Raw genomic sequence first — 18,485 nt, 5'->3', positions numbered from 1 at the left:
CATACTTTAAACGTATTTTCACTATAAACTGATTGTAGATAATGTAAAAAAGGAGTGAATATTTATTATGTCCGACGTTCTGTTACTGAGTCGTTTTCAATTTGCAATTACTATTTTTTATCACTTTTTATTTGTACCTTTGACAATCGGACTTGTCATTTTAGTAGCATGTATGGAAACTCAATACGCCCGCACATTGAATCCAACATACCGTAAAATGGCAAATTTCTGGGGTAAATTATTTACAATTAACTTCGTAATGGGGATTATAACTGGGATTACGATGGAATTCCAATTTGGAACGAACTGGTCTGAGTACTCCAAATATATGGGAGATATTTTCGGATCACCTCTCGCAATCGAAGCACTCGTTGCCTTCTTCTTAGAATCTACTTTCATGGGAATATGGTTATTCGGTAAAGACAAAATTTCACCAAAGTTCCGTGCCTTCTGTATGTGGATGGTTGCACTTGGAACAAACATTTCCGCACTTTGGATTATTACAGCAAACGGATTTATGCAAAACCCTGTTGGCTACGTAGTACGTAATGGCCGCGCTGAATTAAATGATTTCTGGGCACTCGTTACAAATCCATATGCTTGGAATATGTTCTTCCATACTGTCATTGGTTGTTATATCGTAGGTGCTTTCTTCGTTATGGCAATTAGTGCCTATCACTTATTACGTAAAAATGAAGTGGAATTCTTCAAAAAATCATTTAAGTTTGGTTTAATGTTAGGCTTATTCGCCGCAACAATTACACCGTTTATGGGACATCAATCTGGTGTATCAGCAGCTAAATATCAACCAGCAAAAGGAGCTGCGATGGAAGCAGTTTGGGAAACTGGAAAAGGACAAGGCTTCTCAATTGTTCAAATTCCTGATGTAAAAAATGAGAAAAACTTTGAATTCCTTACGATTCCAAAACTCGGAAGCTTCTTCTATACAAACTCATTTGATGGCGAAATTGTTGGTTTAAAAGATATTCCGAAAGATGAACGTCCAAATGTTAACCTCGTGTATTATAGCTTCCGCTTAATGGTTGCACTTGGTATGTTCTTTATGGCATTAACTTGGTATGGCTTCTATTTAAACCGAAAAGGAAAACTAGAAAACTCAAAACGTTATTTAAAAATTACAATATGGTCTGTCTTACTTCCTTATATCGCGATTAACGCAGGATGGATTGTCGCTGAAGTAGGTCGCCAACCTTGGACAGTATATAAACTAATGCGTACAGCAGAATCTGTATCACCTATATCTGTCCCGCAAATTTGGTTCTCATTAATTAGTTTAATTTTGTTCTACACTTTACTTTTAATCGCAGACGTATACTTAATGCTGAAGTTCGCGAAAAAAGGACCTGCAGCATTAGAAGAACCTGCTACTGAGGGAGGTGTGGCCCATGTCTCATGATATGCTTGCAATCATCTGGTTTGGTTTATGGGGCGTGATTTGGACAGTTTACTTCATTCTTGACGGGTATGCACTTGGTAACGGAATGATCTTTCCTTTCGTTACGAAAGATCGACAAGAACGAAATCAATTACAAGAAGCAATTGGCCCATTCTGGGGCGGTAATGAAGTATGGTTAATTACAGCTGGTGGCGCAACATTTGCTGCCTTCCCAGTCACATATGCAAATATGTTTAGTTATCTATATACACCGTTATTCTTAGTATTACTTGCACTGTTTGCTCGTGCCGCTGGACTGGAATTCATGCATAAAGATGATTCACCGATTTGGCAAAAAACTTGTAAATGGGCATTTGCAATTGGCAGTTTTTTAATTGCTTTCCTATTCGGTGTTACGTTCGCTAATCTTTATTACGGACTACAAATCGGAAAAAATGGCTATGAAGGAAATTTACTTAGCTTACTAAACCATTACGGTATTTTAGGAGGGTTGTTCTTCACTGCTATATTTGTCGTATCCGGTGCCCTTTGGGTCATGATTAAAACGACTGGTGAAGTATCCGACCGTGCTTATAAAATCGCAAGACCATTTTCAATGGCAGCAGCTATTATTTTAGCTATCTTCTATGTAGCAACTGCTAATCGGACAAACTTATTCCAAAACTTTACGGAATATCCGGTACTATTCATTCTTCCAGTACTTGCAATGCTAATGAGTGTACTCGCACTTATTATGGTGTACAAACATAAAATTGGCCTTGCCTTCACATTCGTTTGCCTAACAATCGCAATATTTATGACAACTGGCTTTGCAGGTATGTTCCCAAGAATGTTACCATCTCGTATTAACGATGCATACAGTACAACGTTATACAACGCAGCCGGTAGTCAATTAAACTTAAAAATTATGTTCTTCGTTGCAATGGTCATGGTACCAATCGTTATTGGATATCAGCTTTGGAGCTACAGTATCTTTAAAAATAAAATTCATAAAGACTCTGCTAAAGGATATCACTAAAATAAAAAAGACACTTCGTTTGAAGTGTCTTTTTTTGTACGTATGATTTTCGATAAGATGTTATATTTCTAATCTAACAACTACACTATAGAAGAATCATTAACAGCTCACAGCTAGATTGTATCATAGGGCAACTTCATCATTTTATGCAATTTTACATACTGTACTATAAAGTAAACTGTATCCCCTGATCATTCGCATCATTATCCCATACATCAGCTGTACTAATCCCGCTAAACGTTTGTACTTTCATTCCTGTATTTGAAGATCCCGATCCATTATAAGCCTTCGTCTTTTCAATCGGCTGTACGTTATATTTGTCACCTACATTAATTGTTCCATTGCAGTTTTCAATAATAACACCTTCCACAACTGCCGGCATTTTGTCACCCACTTTCATTTCTTTACTTTTATTTTATGAAAATCGCCTAGAAAAATAGCATGTTTCAATAAGAAAAAGCACTCAAATTGAGTGCTTTTTCTTTAAGCATAAAGACAAGTTTGGAGACAGTTGACTTCTTCAAAATTTTATTAGGGGTAATATTTTGAAAAAGAAAGCCTTTCATATGTAGGTTAACACTACTGGAATATATAGTAAATTGATAATATTTATACGGAAGATTGCTAATGTTTAGTATAGATAGTTTACACTATGCTAACAGTGAAAACTATCTATACTAATAAAAAAAAAGGTGCCTTCAAAGAAGCCACCTTTCAAAAACAGACACTATAAAACAGAATTATTTATTGTTATACGATTGTTAGATACAAAAAGTAGAGGGAAATGTTTGTATGAAATTCTGCTTTATAAAGTCTGTCTACAACTTATATTGTAATCCTCTTCATTTGAAAAAAAATATAATATGCACAATTGCATACAAAAAGAAAAAGCACTCTACTGAGTGCCTTTTCAACCATTTTACTTTTAATATATCGCTTTGAATATATTGTAACATACGTATCTATATATTTTATTGAGAAAATTCAAAATCATTTTTTCTTTCATTTTTACTTATAAAATCATGTAATATAAAAGGTATGTCAAATTCTTATACAAATTGAGGTGTACTATATTTATGATGTATTTCGGAATTATTCCTCTTATACTATTTATTATTTTTCTTATTTCCTATTTAAAAGATCCGCGAAAAATAATAAACGGCTTTTTATTTAATGCCTTTATCTGTTCATTTCTATTATTTTGCGCTATAGCCTCATTTGAGTCTGGTAATAACGATTTACATTTTATCGTTATCATCCCCATGCTAGCACTACTTGTAATGATTCCTTTTGCTATAGTCGCTTTAATGTTTGGACTCTTTCTTAATGCAAAAATTTTAATGCAACGTGAAGGAAGACGCTTCACAAACTCTTTAACTTTAATTGCTGCTTTAGGGATTTTATTCTTTATAATGCTCCCTATCATAAATCCAGCAAATTTATTCTCAGAGCATTTTCAATTTATCTTTGCTGCTATCTCTCTTATAACTATGTATTTCTTTGTGCATTTATCTAACTTCTTAAGCGCATATTTTTTATACCAATTCAACAGACCAAGACGTAATCAAGATTTCATTATCGTTCTCGGTAGCGGCTTAATTAATGATAAAGTACCACCTTTACTTGCAAGCCGAATTAATAAAGCTATCGACTTTTATTGGAAACAAGCTGCTGTGAATACACCACCAACAATTATTTTCTCTGGCGGTCAAGGTCCAGATGAAGGACTTCCTGAGGCAGAAGCAATGCAAAATTACGCTGTTGAAAAAGGCATTCCGATTGAACATACAGTGCAAGAAAATCGCTCTGTAAACACATATCAAAACATGTTGTTCTCTAAAGAAATTATGGATTCTTTAAAGCCTGAAGGTAAATATAAAAGTATTTTTACCACAAATAATTTTCACCTTTTCCGCGCTGGTATATATGCAAGACAAGCTGGTCTTAACAGCCAAGGGATCGGATCAAAAACTGCATTTTATTATTGGCCTAACGCAATGATCCGTGAATATGTTGCGATTGTCGTAATGGGACGTAAGCGCCATATGAAAATATGTGGAACTATTTTAGGTTTCGCTTTATTCCTAACAGCCCTTAGTTTTATTGTTTCTTAATAGCTATTAAATAAAAGGTCCCCTGAATGCTTTATACAAGGGGGGCCTTTTTTATATCTTTCAGTTCATTAGATTTAAATAAGTAACATAACAGCATACAACACATTAATTATTCCAGAAACCAATCCAACAATAGCAAATGTTTTACTCGTACCTGTCACTTTTTTGTTTAAACCCAATATAGAAAATACGATAGCTATACTACCAATAAGCCCCCATAAGTTTATAAACCAAGATATTAATCCAGTGATGAAACCAACTAAAGAAAAAACTTCTATACTACTATTAGAACTGCTATTTGGAAAACTTCCCTCTACCGTTTTATAGCTAAGACTCTCCCCGCACTGTCCGCAAAATTTATTGCCTTCTTTCGTTTCATTTCCACATTTCGTACAGTATCCCACAGAATCCCCTCCCTAAGGTTAGTGCCCCAAATGTATATATCCATACTATTCATTCTACTTTTTCATATTAAAATTATGACCACTCTCTAATCTTCTACTGTTGTATTTTAAATAATAATATGGTCATAATATTCCCTGCATACATCCATTAAAGGAGAAATTTTTCAAATTAAATGTTAAAATAAAATTTAGGTGTGAATTATGTAACAAACAAGAAACTAGTTTGAAACGAGGAAATTACATGGAGAAAATTATCAAAAACAAGCCCAATAAGCTAAAAATTGCTTCGAAAGCTTTGATGATTATTATTGGGGCATTTATCACAGCGTACGGATTAGAAGCAGTATTAATTCCAAATAACGTATCAGACGGTGGTGTAACTGGTTTAAGTATCGTTAGTTCAAGATTATTTGGATTGCCATTAGGAGCTCTAATCGCAGTTATTAACATTCCTTTCGTTTGGTTAGGATATAAGCAAATCGGTAAAAGCTTTGCGATTTATTCTATTATTGGAATTGCTTCATTAGCAATAGGTACCGTTGTCATGCACGGAATACCAGCTATTATTGAAGGCGATACATTATTAGTTACAGTTGTTGGTGGTATTATCATCGGTTTTGGTATGGGACTAGCATTACGTAACGGTGGCGCATTAGATGGAATCGATATGCTAGCTGTATTGCTCTCTCGTAAGTTACCATTTGGAACGAGTGACCTTATTTTATTCTTAAACATGTTCGTATTTATTTTCGTATCAACAGTATTCGGTCTTCAAGGAGCTATCCTCTCGGCAATTGCTTACTTTATCGCTTCGAAAGTAATTCATATCGTTGAAGTTGGTTTAAGTGGTTCAAAAGCATTTAAAATTATCACAAAAGAGCCTGAATTAATGGTAGAAACAATTCGCGATCGTTTAGGCCGAAGTGCAACATATAACGAAGTATACGGTGGTTATTCAAGAGAGAAATTCAAAGAAATTTCTTGCGTAATTAATCGTTTAGAAGAAAGTAAAATGAAAGAACTTATTAATGAAATCGATCCACACGCCTTTATTACAGTTTATGACGTAGCAGAAGTAAAAGGCGGTAATTTCAAGAAACGCGATATTCATTAATCGTTATGAAAAAGAGGGTGTGCCAACAATTTGGCACACCCTCTTTTTATTATTAAGTTGCTATAGTTGTCAGTTTTTTTTCAGTAAGTAGATATATTTTTACTCGCCCCACCGACTCCCACGTTTAATCCACGCTACATACTTTTGAAAAGCCGTCACTTCATGTTGAAAACGCAGCGGGATATACAACAATAAAGTGCATGTACACAGTATCCATAGAATACCTACTACAAAATGAAATTTCATTGTCGTGCTAATAAACAAGCTGAGGAATAATACAAGGAACATAATTACACTAAATCTTTTATACGTAGTCATACTATCCCCTCCTTATACTTCAATTGTACCAGTTATAAGGAATTAATTTCCACAAAAAGACCAAAAAGCAACTTACACTTTTCGGTCTCTCTACTATCTTCTCTTCGTAATTTTCCCTGAACCACCGACCCTCGTTTTCGGAGGAGATGTATTTCTTGGCGGCGTTTTAATAGATGATTTCGGCTTCACATCTGATCCACTTGAACCACCTGGTGTTTTTGTAATTTTACCCTTGCTTCCAGTAGAAGGTGGGGGCGTCGTATTACTTCCTTTTTCAGTAATACTTCCCTTATCACCTACTGATGGTTTCGAATCTACATTATCGCCTCGCTTAATGATAGACCCTTTCCCTTCCTTCGTAATTGGAGGTGGGGTTTTCTTTTCTTCTTTCGTAGGTGGTCTCTCTGGAATAACTGGTTTATGATTTTGTCTGTCATTATATCCTCGATAATCACCATATGATGATTTTCGTGAACCGAATATATCGTTTAATATGCTACCCATAATATATCCTTGCAAGAAGGACGGTTGGTAGTTTTGACGGACAAATTCTTCATTACTTACTTCAATTAACGTATCAGATGGTTTCTCTTTATCCTTTTGAAGGTTATACATTTTATCCGAATAAACGAGAAACATTTGATTTTCGTCTTCTTTAGATGCTTGTTTCGGTTTCCTTTCGGCTATAAGTTCCTTCGCGACTTCAGGAACTGACCGATTGGCGGCCCTATACACGTAAGATTCTTGTTTACCTTCCTTTGCGACAGACTCAAGCGGATAACGGTCTTGAATCGACTTTGTCTGCCCGCCTTGACAACCTGATAAGGCATAACCAGCAACAACAAGTAATGTAACGATAGCAAGTATAGGGATCACAAACGATTTAATCATGGTAAACAATCGGTTTGACATGATTACGCCCCCTTACGTTGCTCTTATAATTTGTACATCAGCAGGAATGATTGCTTCTCCCTCATACATCATTGTACGACCATTTTGCCATTCAATACGCAATAATTTTCGATTATCTGATTGGAATTCCCAGACGTACTGTTCCTCTGAAGCTGAGAATGGTGTTTTCCCCATCACAACAACACGTCCGTTATATTGTTCTTCCATATGGTACTCTGTATCATCCATTTCAATTGTCGTCGGAATTTCCTCAATTGAATCTAAGCGACCATCAATTGGTGTATATAATTTGTAATACGTATTTTCACGATCTTCAATTTTTAAATAACGAATGTCTTTCCCGTCTTGCAGTGTTAAAACAATTTCCTTGCGAGAATGCATACTCGTTTTCCCAGTTAATTCGTACATGACTAATGAAACTTCAATCATATCACCAGGAGCTAACGTTAAAAGACTCTTTTCCGGCTTCGGTGGCTCTGGGCTTTTCATTATATTTTTAATTCGTTTAAATAAACTCATGATCTACCCCTCCTTTTCTCTTTATAAACAAGCACCTAAAATAAGTGCACCAACAATATGTAATGATCCGGCTAACATCGCATGTGCAACGCTACCTTCTTTCGTACCTTCTTCTAAATCAAGACCAGACATTTTCTTTAATACGAATTCGATAAACATTTCTACCACTAATAAAATAACGAAAGAAACTGCTGATGCAAGAAGTGCTTGCCATAAATCATTTGCTTTCGTTATCGATTGAGATAAAATGTACCCTTGTGCAAATAATTTCATAATAAAACGAGTTGTTACAGCTGTATTTCCATTTTTGATTTCTTTTAAATCATTGTATTTTGTAAAAATCGAATCAACCCACATAATTGCAAATAAAAGTACTGCACTCGCTCCAGTCCATACAAGCATGGCAACTACATTCATCCATGTCATTGCAAAACCTCCTCAAAAATATAATAGAAAACCGACATGAATTTGTTTAGACATGTCGGTTCATTTGTCTCTATTCTATATTATTTCTCATACTGCTTCATAATACGAGCTAATTCATCGTCAACAGCAGAATTTTTGTTTAAGCTTGCGAATTCATCATCTAATGACTTTTCTTTCTTATAAACTTCACCGCTTGCTTCCGCTTCAGCCTCTAATTGAAGAGCTTTCTCCTCCATACGGCTTAAACCAGCTTTTGCTGAATTTGAATCAAATCCAGACATCGCCTGATTAATATTTTTTTGTGCTTTCGCTGCATTTACACGTGCTACAAGTGTTTCACGTTTATTTTTCAGCTCATTTAATTGCTTGCGCATTTCTTCTAGCTTAAGGCGCAGGTTATCAGCAGCAGCTTTATTTTGCTCATAGCTTGTTTTATACTCATTCATTTTTTGCTCTGCATTTTGTTTTTCTTCTAATGCACGACGCGCAAGATCTAAGTTATTAGCTTGAACAGCCATATGAGCTTGCTCTTCACGTTTTTTCACAAGTGCTTCTTGCTCTTCAAATAATATTTTGAATTTCTTCTCAAGTGCGATTTGAGCTGCTACACTTTTCTCAGCCTCTTGTACATCGGCTTGCATATCGCGTAAATATTGATCCGTCATCTTAACTGGATCTTCCGCTTTTTCAATTAACGAGTACACATTCGACATTGTTAAATCTCTTAATCGTTTAAATACAGACATCTAAATTCCTCCTATGATATACCTCATATTTCAAATTCACTACTTGGAAAACTGAAAAATCTCCCTTTACAGTAAAGAATATTCATTTTTACAGCCTATGTGTTTATTATAACAAAACTAATATGTCCTTACATGTTATTTCCAAAATACATCCATTATAATATGACATTCTATATACAATATTGCATTTCTAATATATTCTCATTATCCCTCTTTGAAATTAACTTACTTTTGTGCAATTTCACTAAATTACATAAGTGTAATGTTACTGTAAGCTAACTCGATAGTTGCATTCCGATATTTCTTATACACTAATACCAGAAGCAACAAACAAGCTTCTTCACATGTAAGCACTAATACAAAAATTGTATTTACTATAAAACATATAAAAGGAGAAATCATCATGAAAAAATTAGTAGGAATCGGATTAGCAGCAGCAATTTCATTTGGAGCATTATCAGGTTGTTCTTTATTAGGAGAGAAAGCGAACGGTTTTGTACTGTACGGCTCAGAAGAACAAGTTCAACAAATTACAGATAAAAACAAAAAAGAAGTGAAAGAAAAAGACTTCTATAAAATGAAAATGACAACATTAGATGGTAAAAAAGTTCTTGTAATGGATAAGAAAACTGGTGAAGAACTAGTGAAAAAAGAGTTACTTAGCAAAGTTGATGAAAAAGACAACACGAAACCACTTGATAAATTACCAGCTGTAACAACAGAACAAGGTGTATTATTCGCAAAAGAGAAAGTAGAAAATGCTACACTTGATGGAGCGAAATTAAAATATGAAGGCAACACAATTATCGGAAGTGGCCGTGCATATACAGATATGTATGCGATTGTTGATGACGCAACTTACAGCAATGTAAAAGGTGATGAAAAATCTGTAGGTGTATTAAAATTTGATAAAGACCCGAGTAAAGAATTCCCTGGTTACAAAGGCGTAGAAGCTTCTCAACTTGTAAAAATTAAAAAGTAAAACAAAAAAGCTTTGCGAAATTCGCAAAGCTTTTTTCTATTTATTATGAGCAATTTGCTCCATATCCGGGCTACAAGTTTGCGACTGACATGACTTATTTAAAGAACATGCCGCGCATTTTCCTTTTTTACTTCTCTTTACAAAATTAACTAACGTATATGCTGCATAACCAAAAATGATAGCTCCAATTATAATATTGACCATCATCACAATACATCTCCTTCTAGAATCCGAGTAAGGATCCAACTTGGTATATAATGAGCGTTAATACATAAGCAACTACGAGTGGATAAACGACTGAAAAAATCGTCCATTTCGCTGATCCTGTTTCACGTTTAATAACAGCTACGGTCGCTAAACACGGAACATATAATAAAATAAAGAACATAAATGCATAAGCTGATAATGCTGTATAATGTGCTCCCATTACATTTCCAAGCACATCTTCTTTAACCGCATAAATAATTGCCATTGTAGAAACGACAACTTCTTTCGCTAAAAATCCTGTTAAAAGGGATGCCGCAGCTTGCCACGTTCCAAAGCCGAGCGGTGCAAATAATGGTGCGATAAATCCACCAATCATCGCTAAGTAGCTATCTCCCATATCAACGCCAAATCCTGATGGACCTGCATAGTTTAATAACCAAATAACAACCGAACCACCAAAGATGAATGTACCAGCTTTACGAACAAATCCCTTTCCTTTCTCCCACGTGCTCAGCCATAACGTTTTCGCTTGTGGCACACGATAAGGCGGTAGTTCAATTACGAAAATAGATTTTTCTGCTTTCAAAATCGTAAGAGACATAATTTTTGTAACGAGTAATGCCAGAACAATACCTGCGACATATAAAGAAAATACAACAGTCGCCTGACTATTAGGGAAGAATACGCCCGCAAATAATGCATATACAGGTAATCGTGCTGAACAAGACATAAACGGTGTTACTAAAATGGTAAGTAAACGTTCTTTCTCCTGTTCAATGGTTCTCGCTGCCATAATACCTGGAACGTTACATCCAAAACCAATAATCATCGGAATAAAAGCTTTACCGTTTAAGCCAAAGAACTCCATAATTCTATCCATAACAACTGCAATTCGCGCCATATATCCTGAGTCTTCTAATAATGAAATGAAAAAGAATAGTGCAAAGATTTGTGGTACGAATACTAATACAGCACCAACACCGGCAATAATACCTTCTGTAACGAGTGCTTGAATAAAATCAGAAGCTCCAATACTTGTAAGTCCAGCCGTCACCCAATCCGTAAGCTGACCACCAAAAAACTCATCTAACATATCCGATAAAGGTGTACCAATCCACGTAAACGTAACCTGAAAAATAAAAAACATAACTGCTAAAAAGATTGGAAGTCCTAAAATTTTATGTGTAATTAATCTATCAATTTTTTCTGAAAAAGGAATTTTTCCTTCTTTCTCATGCTTCATAACATTTGTTTTTAACTTTTCAATATACGCTTCACGAGTTTTGTAAATGTGCTCTTCTAACGTACAATCAAGTTTTCCTTCTAAGCGAGATCGAATGGCTATGAGTTCCTTATAAATTGGTAATGCTTTCATTTCTTTTTCTACTACTTCGTTATTGCTTAAAAATTGAAGTGCTAACCATCTCGGATGCTCATAATTCGCTGTCTCTAAAAGAGCAATTACTTCTCCAATTCCTTCATCCATTTGTACACCATATGAAATAAGGAATGGCTTTTTCTCCTTTTTGTCATTTTCTTTAAGAGTCGCAAGTAGTTCTTCACAACCTTTTCCACTTCTTGCAACGACAGGAACGACTGTTACACCTAATAGTTCTGATAATCGTTTTACATCAATGACAATTCCTCTTTGCTTCGCCACATCAACCATATTTAAACCAATTGAGACCGGCTTACCAAATTCAAGTAATTGCAACGTTAAATGCATATTTCTCTCAAACTGCGAAGAATCTACGATATTTAACATATGATTAAATTCTTCTGTTAATAGAAAGTTTGTTACAACACCTTCATCACGTGAAACTGGATTTAAATCATACACACCTGGTAAATCAATTAATGTTCCTTGTCTATCTTTTAATTTACCAACCTTTTTTTCTACTGTTACACCGCTCCAGTTTCCTACGTATTCATAAGAACCAGTAAGTGCATTAAATAATGATGTCTTCCCTGTATTCGGATTCCCTAGCAAAGCTACCTTATTCACGCTAATTCCACCTTTATCATTTTCGCGTCACAATGACGAATACTAATTAACTGTCCACGACACTCCAATGTACAAGGACCTTTGAACATCGCTTTCTGTTTCAAGCGAAGTTCGCTTCCTTCCGCAAGACCGAAAGCAGCTAGTCTACGCTTTAATAGCTGATCTAAAGACTGAATACTTTTTACTAACACTTTCTCTCCAATTTTAATATCTACTAAGCTCATAACCTTCCCCCTCAGAAGAGAATGATAATTATTTTCAAAAAAATTATACCACACCCAATTTCTCTTGTACTATACCCTTTTGCTTCATATTTATTAACATTTCGCTACAATTCTATTTCAATTATTGTCATACAGCATTTGTTTGCCATTCTCATCCATTTCGCTTACAATAAACAATAGCAAATAAAGAATCTCGTTATCACTGGGGGAGCCATGCCGCTGAGAGGGAACACTTCGTTCCGACCCTTCGAACCTGTTAGTTAATGCTAACGCAGGGATTGTGCAAACGTCCGAAATACATACCTCATTTTTATTTACGTATTTCGTATCCTCCTATGATATCTATTCTTTTTTGTACAACTTGGATTTAGGGGGAGACAACATGCGTAACACCAATTTACAAGCGATGATCGAATCTGCTATTCTTGCAGCCTTCGCCTTGGTCATCGACATTTTACCACTTTCAATAAAAATATCAGCAACAGGCGGTTCCATTTCATTTGCTATGATTCCTATTTTTATTATCGCATACCGCTGGGGCTTCAAAATGGCTTTCTTAGGAGGCTTAATTTGGGGATTATTACAAATTGTCGTAGGCGATGCCATTATCGTCACACCAATTCAAGTATTAATTGAATACTTTGTTGCTTTCGCATTCATTGGATTTGCTGGTTTATTCTATCGGCCAATTCAAAAGGCGCTTTTAGCGTCAAATGAAAATAGCGAAGAACAATCAAATTTAGGTAGCCGTAAAGACAAACCTTCATCAAAACCAAACCAAGGAAAGAAAGTAATTGGATACATTATCGTCGCTACTTTTATCGGTAGTCTAGCTCGTTACTTCTGTCACTTTATCGCTGGTATCATTTTCTGGGGACAATATGCACCAAAAGGCCAATCGGCTTTCCTATATTCTTTAATATTTAACGGTAGTACAATGATTGGTTCCTATATTCTATGTACCGTTTTACTTATATTTTTATTTATCACTTCACCACGCTTATTCAAAAGCATCAGTGCTTATCAAATGAATACACAAAAAAAGGGCGCTTAATGAGCGCTCTTTTTTCATATCGTAATATTAATTAAAAATACAATAAATGCGCAAAAGAAAATAAATACCATTATACTTAGCCAATTGCTATGCACGGTTCATCGACTCCTTACATAACCTCATATTCTAAACAAATTATACTGATTAAAAATAAAGATTAGGTAAAGATAATATGAAAATAATTTAAAAAAACGTAGATCATATTTTCTACGCTTTTTTCGGTAAATAGAAATAAAATAACACACCATTTTCTGTATTTCCTGCCCCATATTCAGTATCATGTAGTTCTAAAATATTCTTTGAAATGGCAAGCCCAAGCCCCGTCCCACCTTGTGAACGCTGACGAGCTGTATCCACTCGATAAAAACGATCCCAAATTTTATCTAATTGTTCTTCTTCAATGTGAGTACCTTTATTTTCAATGCACACTTTTATACGATCCTTCTCATCTATTGTAGAAATAATAATATCTTCTTTATTTGGTGTATAACGTATGGCATTCGTAATGAAATTCACGATGACTTGTTCAATCCGACCTTGATTTGCAATCACTTCAAATGAACATATATTTTTATGAACACGAAGCTCTTTTTTCTCTATTTCCACAGATAGATGTTCACATATGTCTTCAATTACTGTATCAATATAAAACGAATCCTTTTTCATTTTATACGTACCAGATTCAAATTTAGCTAACTCAAGCATATCCAAAATTAACGTATCCATTTTGTCTACTTCTCTCTCCATCGCCTGAAAATAATAATCCTTTTTATGCTCAGCTACCCCGTCTTTTAAAATAAAAATACAGCTTTTCATAATACTTAGCGGTGTTTTTAATTCATGTGAAACACCAGAAATGAATTCTTTCCGTGTATTTTCTAACTTTCTTTCCTTTTCAATATCGTGTTCAAGCTGTCCGATATGAGAATTTAATTTGTTAGAAAGTATATTAATATTTTTCGATAAATCACCAATTTCATCTTTTGAAGTAATCGGTATTTTTTCTGTAAAATCTAATTGTGCTATTTTCTTCGTCGTATCATTTATTTTTAATAACGGTTTGGCAATTTGTTTTGAATAATAAAACGAAGCTAAAAAAATAAGAACGACTACAAATGCAATGATGTATATGTAATAATCTTGCACCATTTGTACAGCTTCATCTACAGGCTGTAAAGAAGCCATAGCATAAATATATGTTACTGATCCGTCTTTTTCTTTTATTGGTTTAATTAATAATTTATATTTTATATCATTCTTTTCATAGTCCATTGTCTTTGTTGAATACTCTATTTGATTACTCTCTTTTAGTAATACATCCGTTTGAAATTCTTTTATACTATCCAAAAATAAAGTATTTTTATAAATTGGATTTACGGGGCCTTTTACATCTGGAAACTGTACTTTCGTAACACGCCCTCCTATGTAAACATCTGGTTCTGGGGCAGCTTGCTCCTGAACGGCTGGCCTCTTCTCCTTAACAACTTGTTCCCCGGTTGCTTTCTTTTTTTCCTCATATAATTTTCTCATTTTCTCATTAAATGCTTTTTCTAGCGGTTTATTAGATCCGCTTAAATTCTGTTTAGATAAAGAAAAAGAGAATGGAATAAAACTATCTTCTTTTCTCACTCCAGAAAAATAAATTTCTTGCCCTAAAAAATGCTCTGATAATTTATTATCAATCTCCTCTATATTGACGAGATTACCTAAGGGAATTTTGAATATTTGTTGTCCAAAGCTCTTTTGTTGCCTACGATCTATCGTTACTTCAAAATAAAAATCATCTGCATGTTTTAAATTCCCATTCTTATCTAATGTCGTAATCCACGTATTATTTTCTCTTAAAAAGTCTTGCTCTAGTTTCTGAATTTCTTCTGCATTTCCTGCATGATTTAAATAGTTCTTCTCAAAGGAATTTAAATTCACTTTAATATCTTCCACTTTTCGATTCGCATAATATTGTTTGAAAAATATCGTTTGTCCAATAAATATCGTCGCTAAAATTAACATGCATAATGCTGTTGTAAGAGTAAATAATTTTAGTACAATCCCTTGTCTCATATATTCCCCTCAAATTTATAACCAGTTCGTACTACAGTTGTAATATACTTTGCTTTCTCTCCTAATTTATTTCTTAAATTACGAATATGGCTATTCACCGTTCGATCATCGCCAGCAAATTCATATCCCCAAATTCTTGAAATGAGTTGCTCTCGCGTTAAAACGATTCCTTGATTTTTCATGAAATACGCTAATATTTCAAATTCTGTATGCGTTAAATTAATATCAGTTCGATTTACCGTAACAGTGCGCGACGGAAAATGAACGTGAATATCGTGGATTGATAATGTATCATCTTCATTCTCTAAAAGTTGCTTTGTCACTTTTCTGCTTTCTAACAACCTTTTCGCTCTTGCTAATAAAATTGGCGGACTATACGGCTTCGTCACATAGTCATTTGCCCCAAGTTCAAAACCAAGTAACGTATCGTCTTCATCTACGCGCGCCGTCAGCATAATAATAGGCACCTCGGACGTCTTTCGAATTCTTCGGCAAACAGACCATCCATCTAGTTCTGGCAACATAATATCTAAAATAACTAAATCAACCTCTTCTTCTTCAAATACAACTAAAGCCTCTTTCCCGTCCCTCGCTTCAAACACTACATATTGCTCACTTAAAAAATAATCTTTTAATATTTCACGTAATATGTCTTCATCTTCAACAATTAAAATGTTTTTTGACATAACTTATATCCCCCTCCCGCTTTCAGAAACTATAATTTCACTTCGAATAACTTCCAGTTAACTTCGCCTCGATAATATATCTATCTGGTGCATCCCCTATATAATTAAATGGGTAACAAGTTGTCAGTGTTAATATCGGTTCTTCTTTTTTTATAATAACAGTACGATCATCCGCATGAGTAATCCATGTCTTTTGAATTTCATATGTGTACGTTTTATTATCATACTCTAAAACAAGGGTATCCTTTTCTTTCAACTCTCCTAAATCTGTAAATACAGTATCTCGATGTCCACTCAGTACAGTATGTCCTCCTCCAGATGGGGTTGTCGTTAAATCACTAACAAACATACCAACTCCTTTTTTCAAAGTCGTATCATCCGCTCCCCAATATATAGAAAACTTCTTCTTTATTTTCGGTATGTTTAACATCGCTACCTTTTCTCCTTCTTTATGTTCTGTTTGAGAAGAAGGCACTTGAGAAGTTACAGGTGTTTCATGAGAAAGTTGAGTATCTTGTATATTTTGAAGGCTCTTTATTTCTTCTGCCGTTAATTGCCCGGCAGAGCTTTTTCCTTTATACCATTCCACAGCGTAATAGGATCCCATGAATAGCCCTATAGCCATCAATATGATACCGATATAATTGAGTAACTTCATTCTTCATTCCTCCATGCCAAAAATGGTAGGAGTAACCTACCATTTTTAATATATGAAATTATCCCATTCTTTATAGGAAAATATTTTATTTACGCTTTAACCTTATTACGACGATTCAAACCAAATAATGTACCTATCGCTACAAGACATGCACTTAATCCCATCATTGCTACATTATTTGATGCTGTATTTGGTAATTTTTCACCTTGTACAACTGGCTTTACTACTTCTTTTTTAGCTACTTCATTCTTTTGTTCGACTTTTATCGCTGCTTCTTTTTTTGCCATATCATTTTTTAACTGTTCTTGCGCTATTCTCTTTTTCTCTTCTTCACTCTTTTTCTCAGCTTTTATTGCTTCCTCTTTTTTAGCCATATCATTTTTTTCTTGTACTTGGGCCGCTTGTTTTTTCTCTACTTCATTTTTTTGCTGTTCCTTAATTGCTTCTTCTTTTTTAGCTTTATCTTGTTGCACTTGCGCTTCTTCTTCCTTTGTTACTGTTCCAGTATCCGCACTCGCTACTGAAGAATATCCTACTGTTAAAAGTGCCATTGCACAAATTGGTAATAGTCTCTTTTTCATTTTCATTCTCTCCTTATATTTTATTCACACCAACTCGCATCGGATGTATTACTAGAATAAGCAAGCGATATAAATATAAGATGCAGATGAAATATATTTCATTTAAAGATTTCATTGTAGAAAAAGAAAAAACATCGCAATATGTACGATGTTTTTTCGGGTGTGTGTCTCAATATTTACATGTTACTTTCGCGTGATTTGGAAGTAGAACGGGCCGGAGCGATAACTAATTGTCTCGGCTCAGTTTTCTTGAAGTGATTTTTGACGTTACACTTACGACGTTGAACAACCCACGCTTTAATAGGGTTTGTTAAAATAATCTTTTGCTCTTCGTTAGGGGCCTCTTCTTCAAACCTACAACTTTCGCTCCATTTATTCCATTTCATTGTAAATTTAGAAGAAGAATGATCATCTTCACGATCAAACAAGTGCAAAAAGTCCATTTTTCCATCTAGCATTACGGTGTTACTAGTCGCTAAAAAAGAAAAGGTCGTCCAACGTTTCTCCATGCCCTCCTACTCCTTTTTCACATATAGAGTGCCTAAAACTTAATTTACCTAAAATATGCTTGCCTTTTACCTTACACCCATAGTTTATCCAAAATGCTATTATGCAACTATCGATTTGCCTTACAACTACCTTACATTTTTGTAAGAAACAAAAAAAACCTTCACTCTATGTAATGAAGGTTTCTTACTTTTTATCTATATGATCTCTCATATCATCAAGTCCAGCTTCTTTTAGCTGCGACATCATACCGTGCGAAATTGCTCCTAACACTAAAGTCATTCCAATTAATGACATACGAATCGCAGGTACATCAATTACGTAAGCCAACAGGCCAAGAACAATTGTTAAAAGTAATGCTTTTATAAATGTTACAATTGTGTACTGTTTCTTCTTCATCATATTCACCCTTTATGGAAGCGTTTTCTTAATATACTTAGTATATCATATCATCAGATGATTTTGTCGTTATCTTTGTAAAAAATTACTATCTCCTTTGACTTTTTCTATTCTATCCTTTACAGTCGAAATG

Annotated in this window: 22 protein-coding genes and 1 riboswitch; of the genes, 6 read left to right on the top strand and 16 right to left on the bottom strand. The window is 34.6% G+C overall.

Annotated elements, in window-relative coordinates:
• The first annotated feature begins 67 nt into the window (after positions 1-67).
• Positions 68-1,417 (top strand): cytochrome ubiquinol oxidase subunit I, encoded by a 1,350-nt coding sequence (gene cydA / locus DN400_RS11400; protein WP_001286166.1) that lies wholly within the window; start codon positions 68-70, stop codon positions 1,415-1,417.
• The gene (gene cydB / locus DN400_RS11395) at positions 1,407-2,435 is read left to right on the top strand and encodes a cytochrome d ubiquinol oxidase subunit II (RefSeq protein WP_147801683.1); all 1,029 of its coding nucleotides are present in this window, start codon (positions 1,407-1,409) and stop codon (positions 2,433-2,435) included. Before cydA ends, cydB begins: the two co-directional genes overlap by 11 nt.
• 166 nt (positions 2,436-2,601) lie before the next feature.
• On the opposite strand, the gene DN400_RS11390 is transcribed toward cydB, so the two are convergent.
• Complete coding sequence (locus tag DN400_RS11390; RefSeq protein WP_002001299.1) at positions 2,602-2,835, bottom strand: spore germination protein; 234 nt, start codon at positions 2,833-2,835, stop codon at positions 2,602-2,604.
• A 679-nt stretch (positions 2,836-3,514) separates the two neighbouring features.
• Between DN400_RS11390 and DN400_RS11385 the strand changes: the two genes are divergently transcribed.
• The gene (locus DN400_RS11385; RefSeq protein ID WP_042969141.1) at positions 3,515-4,549 is read left to right on the top strand and encodes a YdcF family protein; all 1,035 of its coding nucleotides are present in this window, start codon (positions 3,515-3,517) and stop codon (positions 4,547-4,549) included.
• 74 nt (positions 4,550-4,623) lie between these two features.
• Here the strand turns inward: DN400_RS11385 and DN400_RS11380 are convergent, their stop codons facing one another.
• Positions 4,624-4,953 (bottom strand): zinc ribbon domain-containing protein, encoded by a 330-nt coding sequence (locus DN400_RS11380; RefSeq protein ID WP_097912868.1) that lies wholly within the window; start codon positions 4,951-4,953, stop codon positions 4,624-4,626.
• A gap of 241 nt (positions 4,954-5,194) precedes the next feature.
• On the opposite strand from DN400_RS11380, the gene DN400_RS11375 reads away from it, so the two are divergent.
• Entirely contained in the window at positions 5,195-6,067 is an 873-nt protein-coding gene (locus DN400_RS11375) for a YitT family protein (RefSeq protein ID WP_000411240.1), read from the top strand.
• Between the two features lie 99 nt (positions 6,068-6,166).
• Here DN400_RS11375 and DN400_RS11370 read toward each other — a convergent pair whose 3' ends face one another.
• The 5 genes from DN400_RS11370 to DN400_RS11350 all read right to left on the bottom strand — a co-directional run bounded on the left by DN400_RS11370 (position 6,167) and on the right by DN400_RS11350 (position 8,988).
• Positions 6,167-6,385 (bottom strand): hypothetical protein, encoded by a 219-nt coding sequence (locus DN400_RS11370; protein WP_016123492.1) that lies wholly within the window; start codon positions 6,383-6,385, stop codon positions 6,167-6,169.
• Positions 6,386-6,478: 93 nt separating this feature from the next.
• On the bottom strand, positions 6,479-7,297 hold the full coding sequence (locus DN400_RS11365) for a DUF4247 domain-containing protein (RefSeq protein WP_065229475.1): 819 nt from the start codon (positions 7,295-7,297) through the stop codon (positions 6,479-6,481).
• 12 nt (positions 7,298-7,309) lie between these two features.
• Positions 7,310-7,816 (bottom strand): DUF4178 domain-containing protein, encoded by a 507-nt coding sequence (locus tag DN400_RS11360; protein WP_000051755.1) that lies wholly within the window; start codon positions 7,814-7,816, stop codon positions 7,310-7,312.
• A 21-nt stretch (positions 7,817-7,837) separates the two neighbouring features.
• Positions 7,838-8,242 (bottom strand): DUF350 domain-containing protein, encoded by a 405-nt coding sequence (locus DN400_RS11355; RefSeq protein WP_000220087.1) that lies wholly within the window; start codon positions 8,240-8,242, stop codon positions 7,838-7,840.
• Positions 8,243-8,322: 80 nt separating this feature from the next.
• Entirely contained in the window at positions 8,323-8,988 is a 666-nt protein-coding gene (locus tag DN400_RS11350) for a PspA/IM30 family protein (RefSeq protein WP_065229476.1), read from the bottom strand.
• Positions 8,989-9,391: 403 nt separating this feature from the next.
• Between DN400_RS11350 and DN400_RS11345 the strand changes: the two genes are divergently transcribed.
• Positions 9,392-9,970, top strand: coding sequence for a lipoprotein BA_5634 family protein (locus DN400_RS11345; protein WP_048565089.1), 579 nt, complete (start codon positions 9,392-9,394; stop codon positions 9,968-9,970).
• 36 nt (positions 9,971-10,006) lie between these two features.
• Here the strand turns inward: DN400_RS11345 and DN400_RS11340 are convergent, their stop codons facing one another.
• From DN400_RS11340 to DN400_RS11330, 3 genes are read right to left on the bottom strand one after another with little or no spacing between them, the layout of a single operon-like run.
• Positions 10,007-10,177 carry a FeoB-associated Cys-rich membrane protein gene (locus DN400_RS11340; protein ID WP_000989598.1) on the bottom strand — a complete coding sequence of 57 codons (171 nt, stop codon included), beginning with the start codon at positions 10,175-10,177 and terminating at the stop codon, positions 10,007-10,009.
• Between the two features lie 16 nt (positions 10,178-10,193).
• Complete coding sequence (feoB, locus tag DN400_RS11335; RefSeq protein WP_053563489.1) at positions 10,194-12,182, bottom strand: ferrous iron transport protein B; 1,989 nt, start codon at positions 12,180-12,182, stop codon at positions 10,194-10,196.
• Complete coding sequence (locus tag DN400_RS11330) at positions 12,179-12,406, bottom strand: FeoA family protein (RefSeq protein ID WP_000060512.1); 228 nt, start codon at positions 12,404-12,406, stop codon at positions 12,179-12,181. The genes feoB and DN400_RS11330 overlap by 4 nt, the downstream gene beginning before the upstream one ends.
• A 194-nt stretch (positions 12,407-12,600) precedes the next feature.
• Positions 12,601-12,702: riboswitch (TPP riboswitch) on the top strand.
• An 86-nt stretch (positions 12,703-12,788) separates the two neighbouring features.
• Here DN400_RS11330 and DN400_RS11325 point away from each other — a divergent pair.
• Complete coding sequence (locus tag DN400_RS11325) at positions 12,789-13,460, top strand: energy-coupled thiamine transporter ThiT (RefSeq protein WP_001246567.1); 672 nt, start codon at positions 12,789-12,791, stop codon at positions 13,458-13,460.
• A gap of 207 nt (positions 13,461-13,667) precedes the next feature.
• Here DN400_RS11325 and DN400_RS11320 read toward each other — a convergent pair whose 3' ends face one another.
• The 6 genes from DN400_RS11320 to DN400_RS11295 form a co-directional block, all read right to left on the bottom strand.
• Positions 13,668-15,521, bottom strand: coding sequence for a sensor histidine kinase (locus DN400_RS11320; RefSeq protein ID WP_097912870.1), 1,854 nt, complete (start codon positions 15,519-15,521; stop codon positions 13,668-13,670).
• Positions 15,518-16,207: a response regulator transcription factor gene (locus tag DN400_RS11315; RefSeq protein ID WP_000041862.1), complete on the bottom strand. Its 690-nt coding sequence runs from the start codon at positions 16,205-16,207 to the stop codon at positions 15,518-15,520. Before DN400_RS11315 ends, DN400_RS11320 begins: the two co-directional genes overlap by 4 nt.
• 37 nt (positions 16,208-16,244) lie before the next feature.
• A complete protein-coding gene (locus tag DN400_RS11310) occupies positions 16,245-16,865 on the bottom strand; it encodes a class D sortase (RefSeq protein ID WP_000771575.1) in 621 nt (206 codons plus the stop codon).
• Positions 16,866-16,954: 89 nt separating this feature from the next.
• The gene (locus DN400_RS11305; RefSeq protein ID WP_075717299.1) at positions 16,955-17,446 is read right to left on the bottom strand and encodes an LPXTG cell wall anchor domain-containing protein; all 492 of its coding nucleotides are present in this window, start codon (positions 17,444-17,446) and stop codon (positions 16,955-16,957) included.
• Positions 17,447-17,622: 176 nt separating this feature from the next.
• The gene (locus DN400_RS11300; RefSeq protein ID WP_000415613.1) at positions 17,623-17,955 is read right to left on the bottom strand and encodes a hypothetical protein; all 333 of its coding nucleotides are present in this window, start codon (positions 17,953-17,955) and stop codon (positions 17,623-17,625) included.
• A 184-nt stretch (positions 17,956-18,139) separates the two neighbouring features.
• The gene (locus DN400_RS11295; RefSeq protein ID WP_142325879.1) at positions 18,140-18,355 is read right to left on the bottom strand and encodes a hypothetical protein; all 216 of its coding nucleotides are present in this window, start codon (positions 18,353-18,355) and stop codon (positions 18,140-18,142) included.
• Positions 18,356-18,485: the final 130 nt, after the last annotated feature.

The organism is Bacillus sp. AR8-1 (assembly GCF_008042345.1).
Lineage (GTDB): Bacteria > Bacillota > Bacilli > Bacillales > Bacillaceae_G > Bacillus_A > Bacillus_A cereus.
Note: the sequence above shows the minus strand (reverse complement) of the source record. Positions and strands in the feature narration are given on the sequence as shown.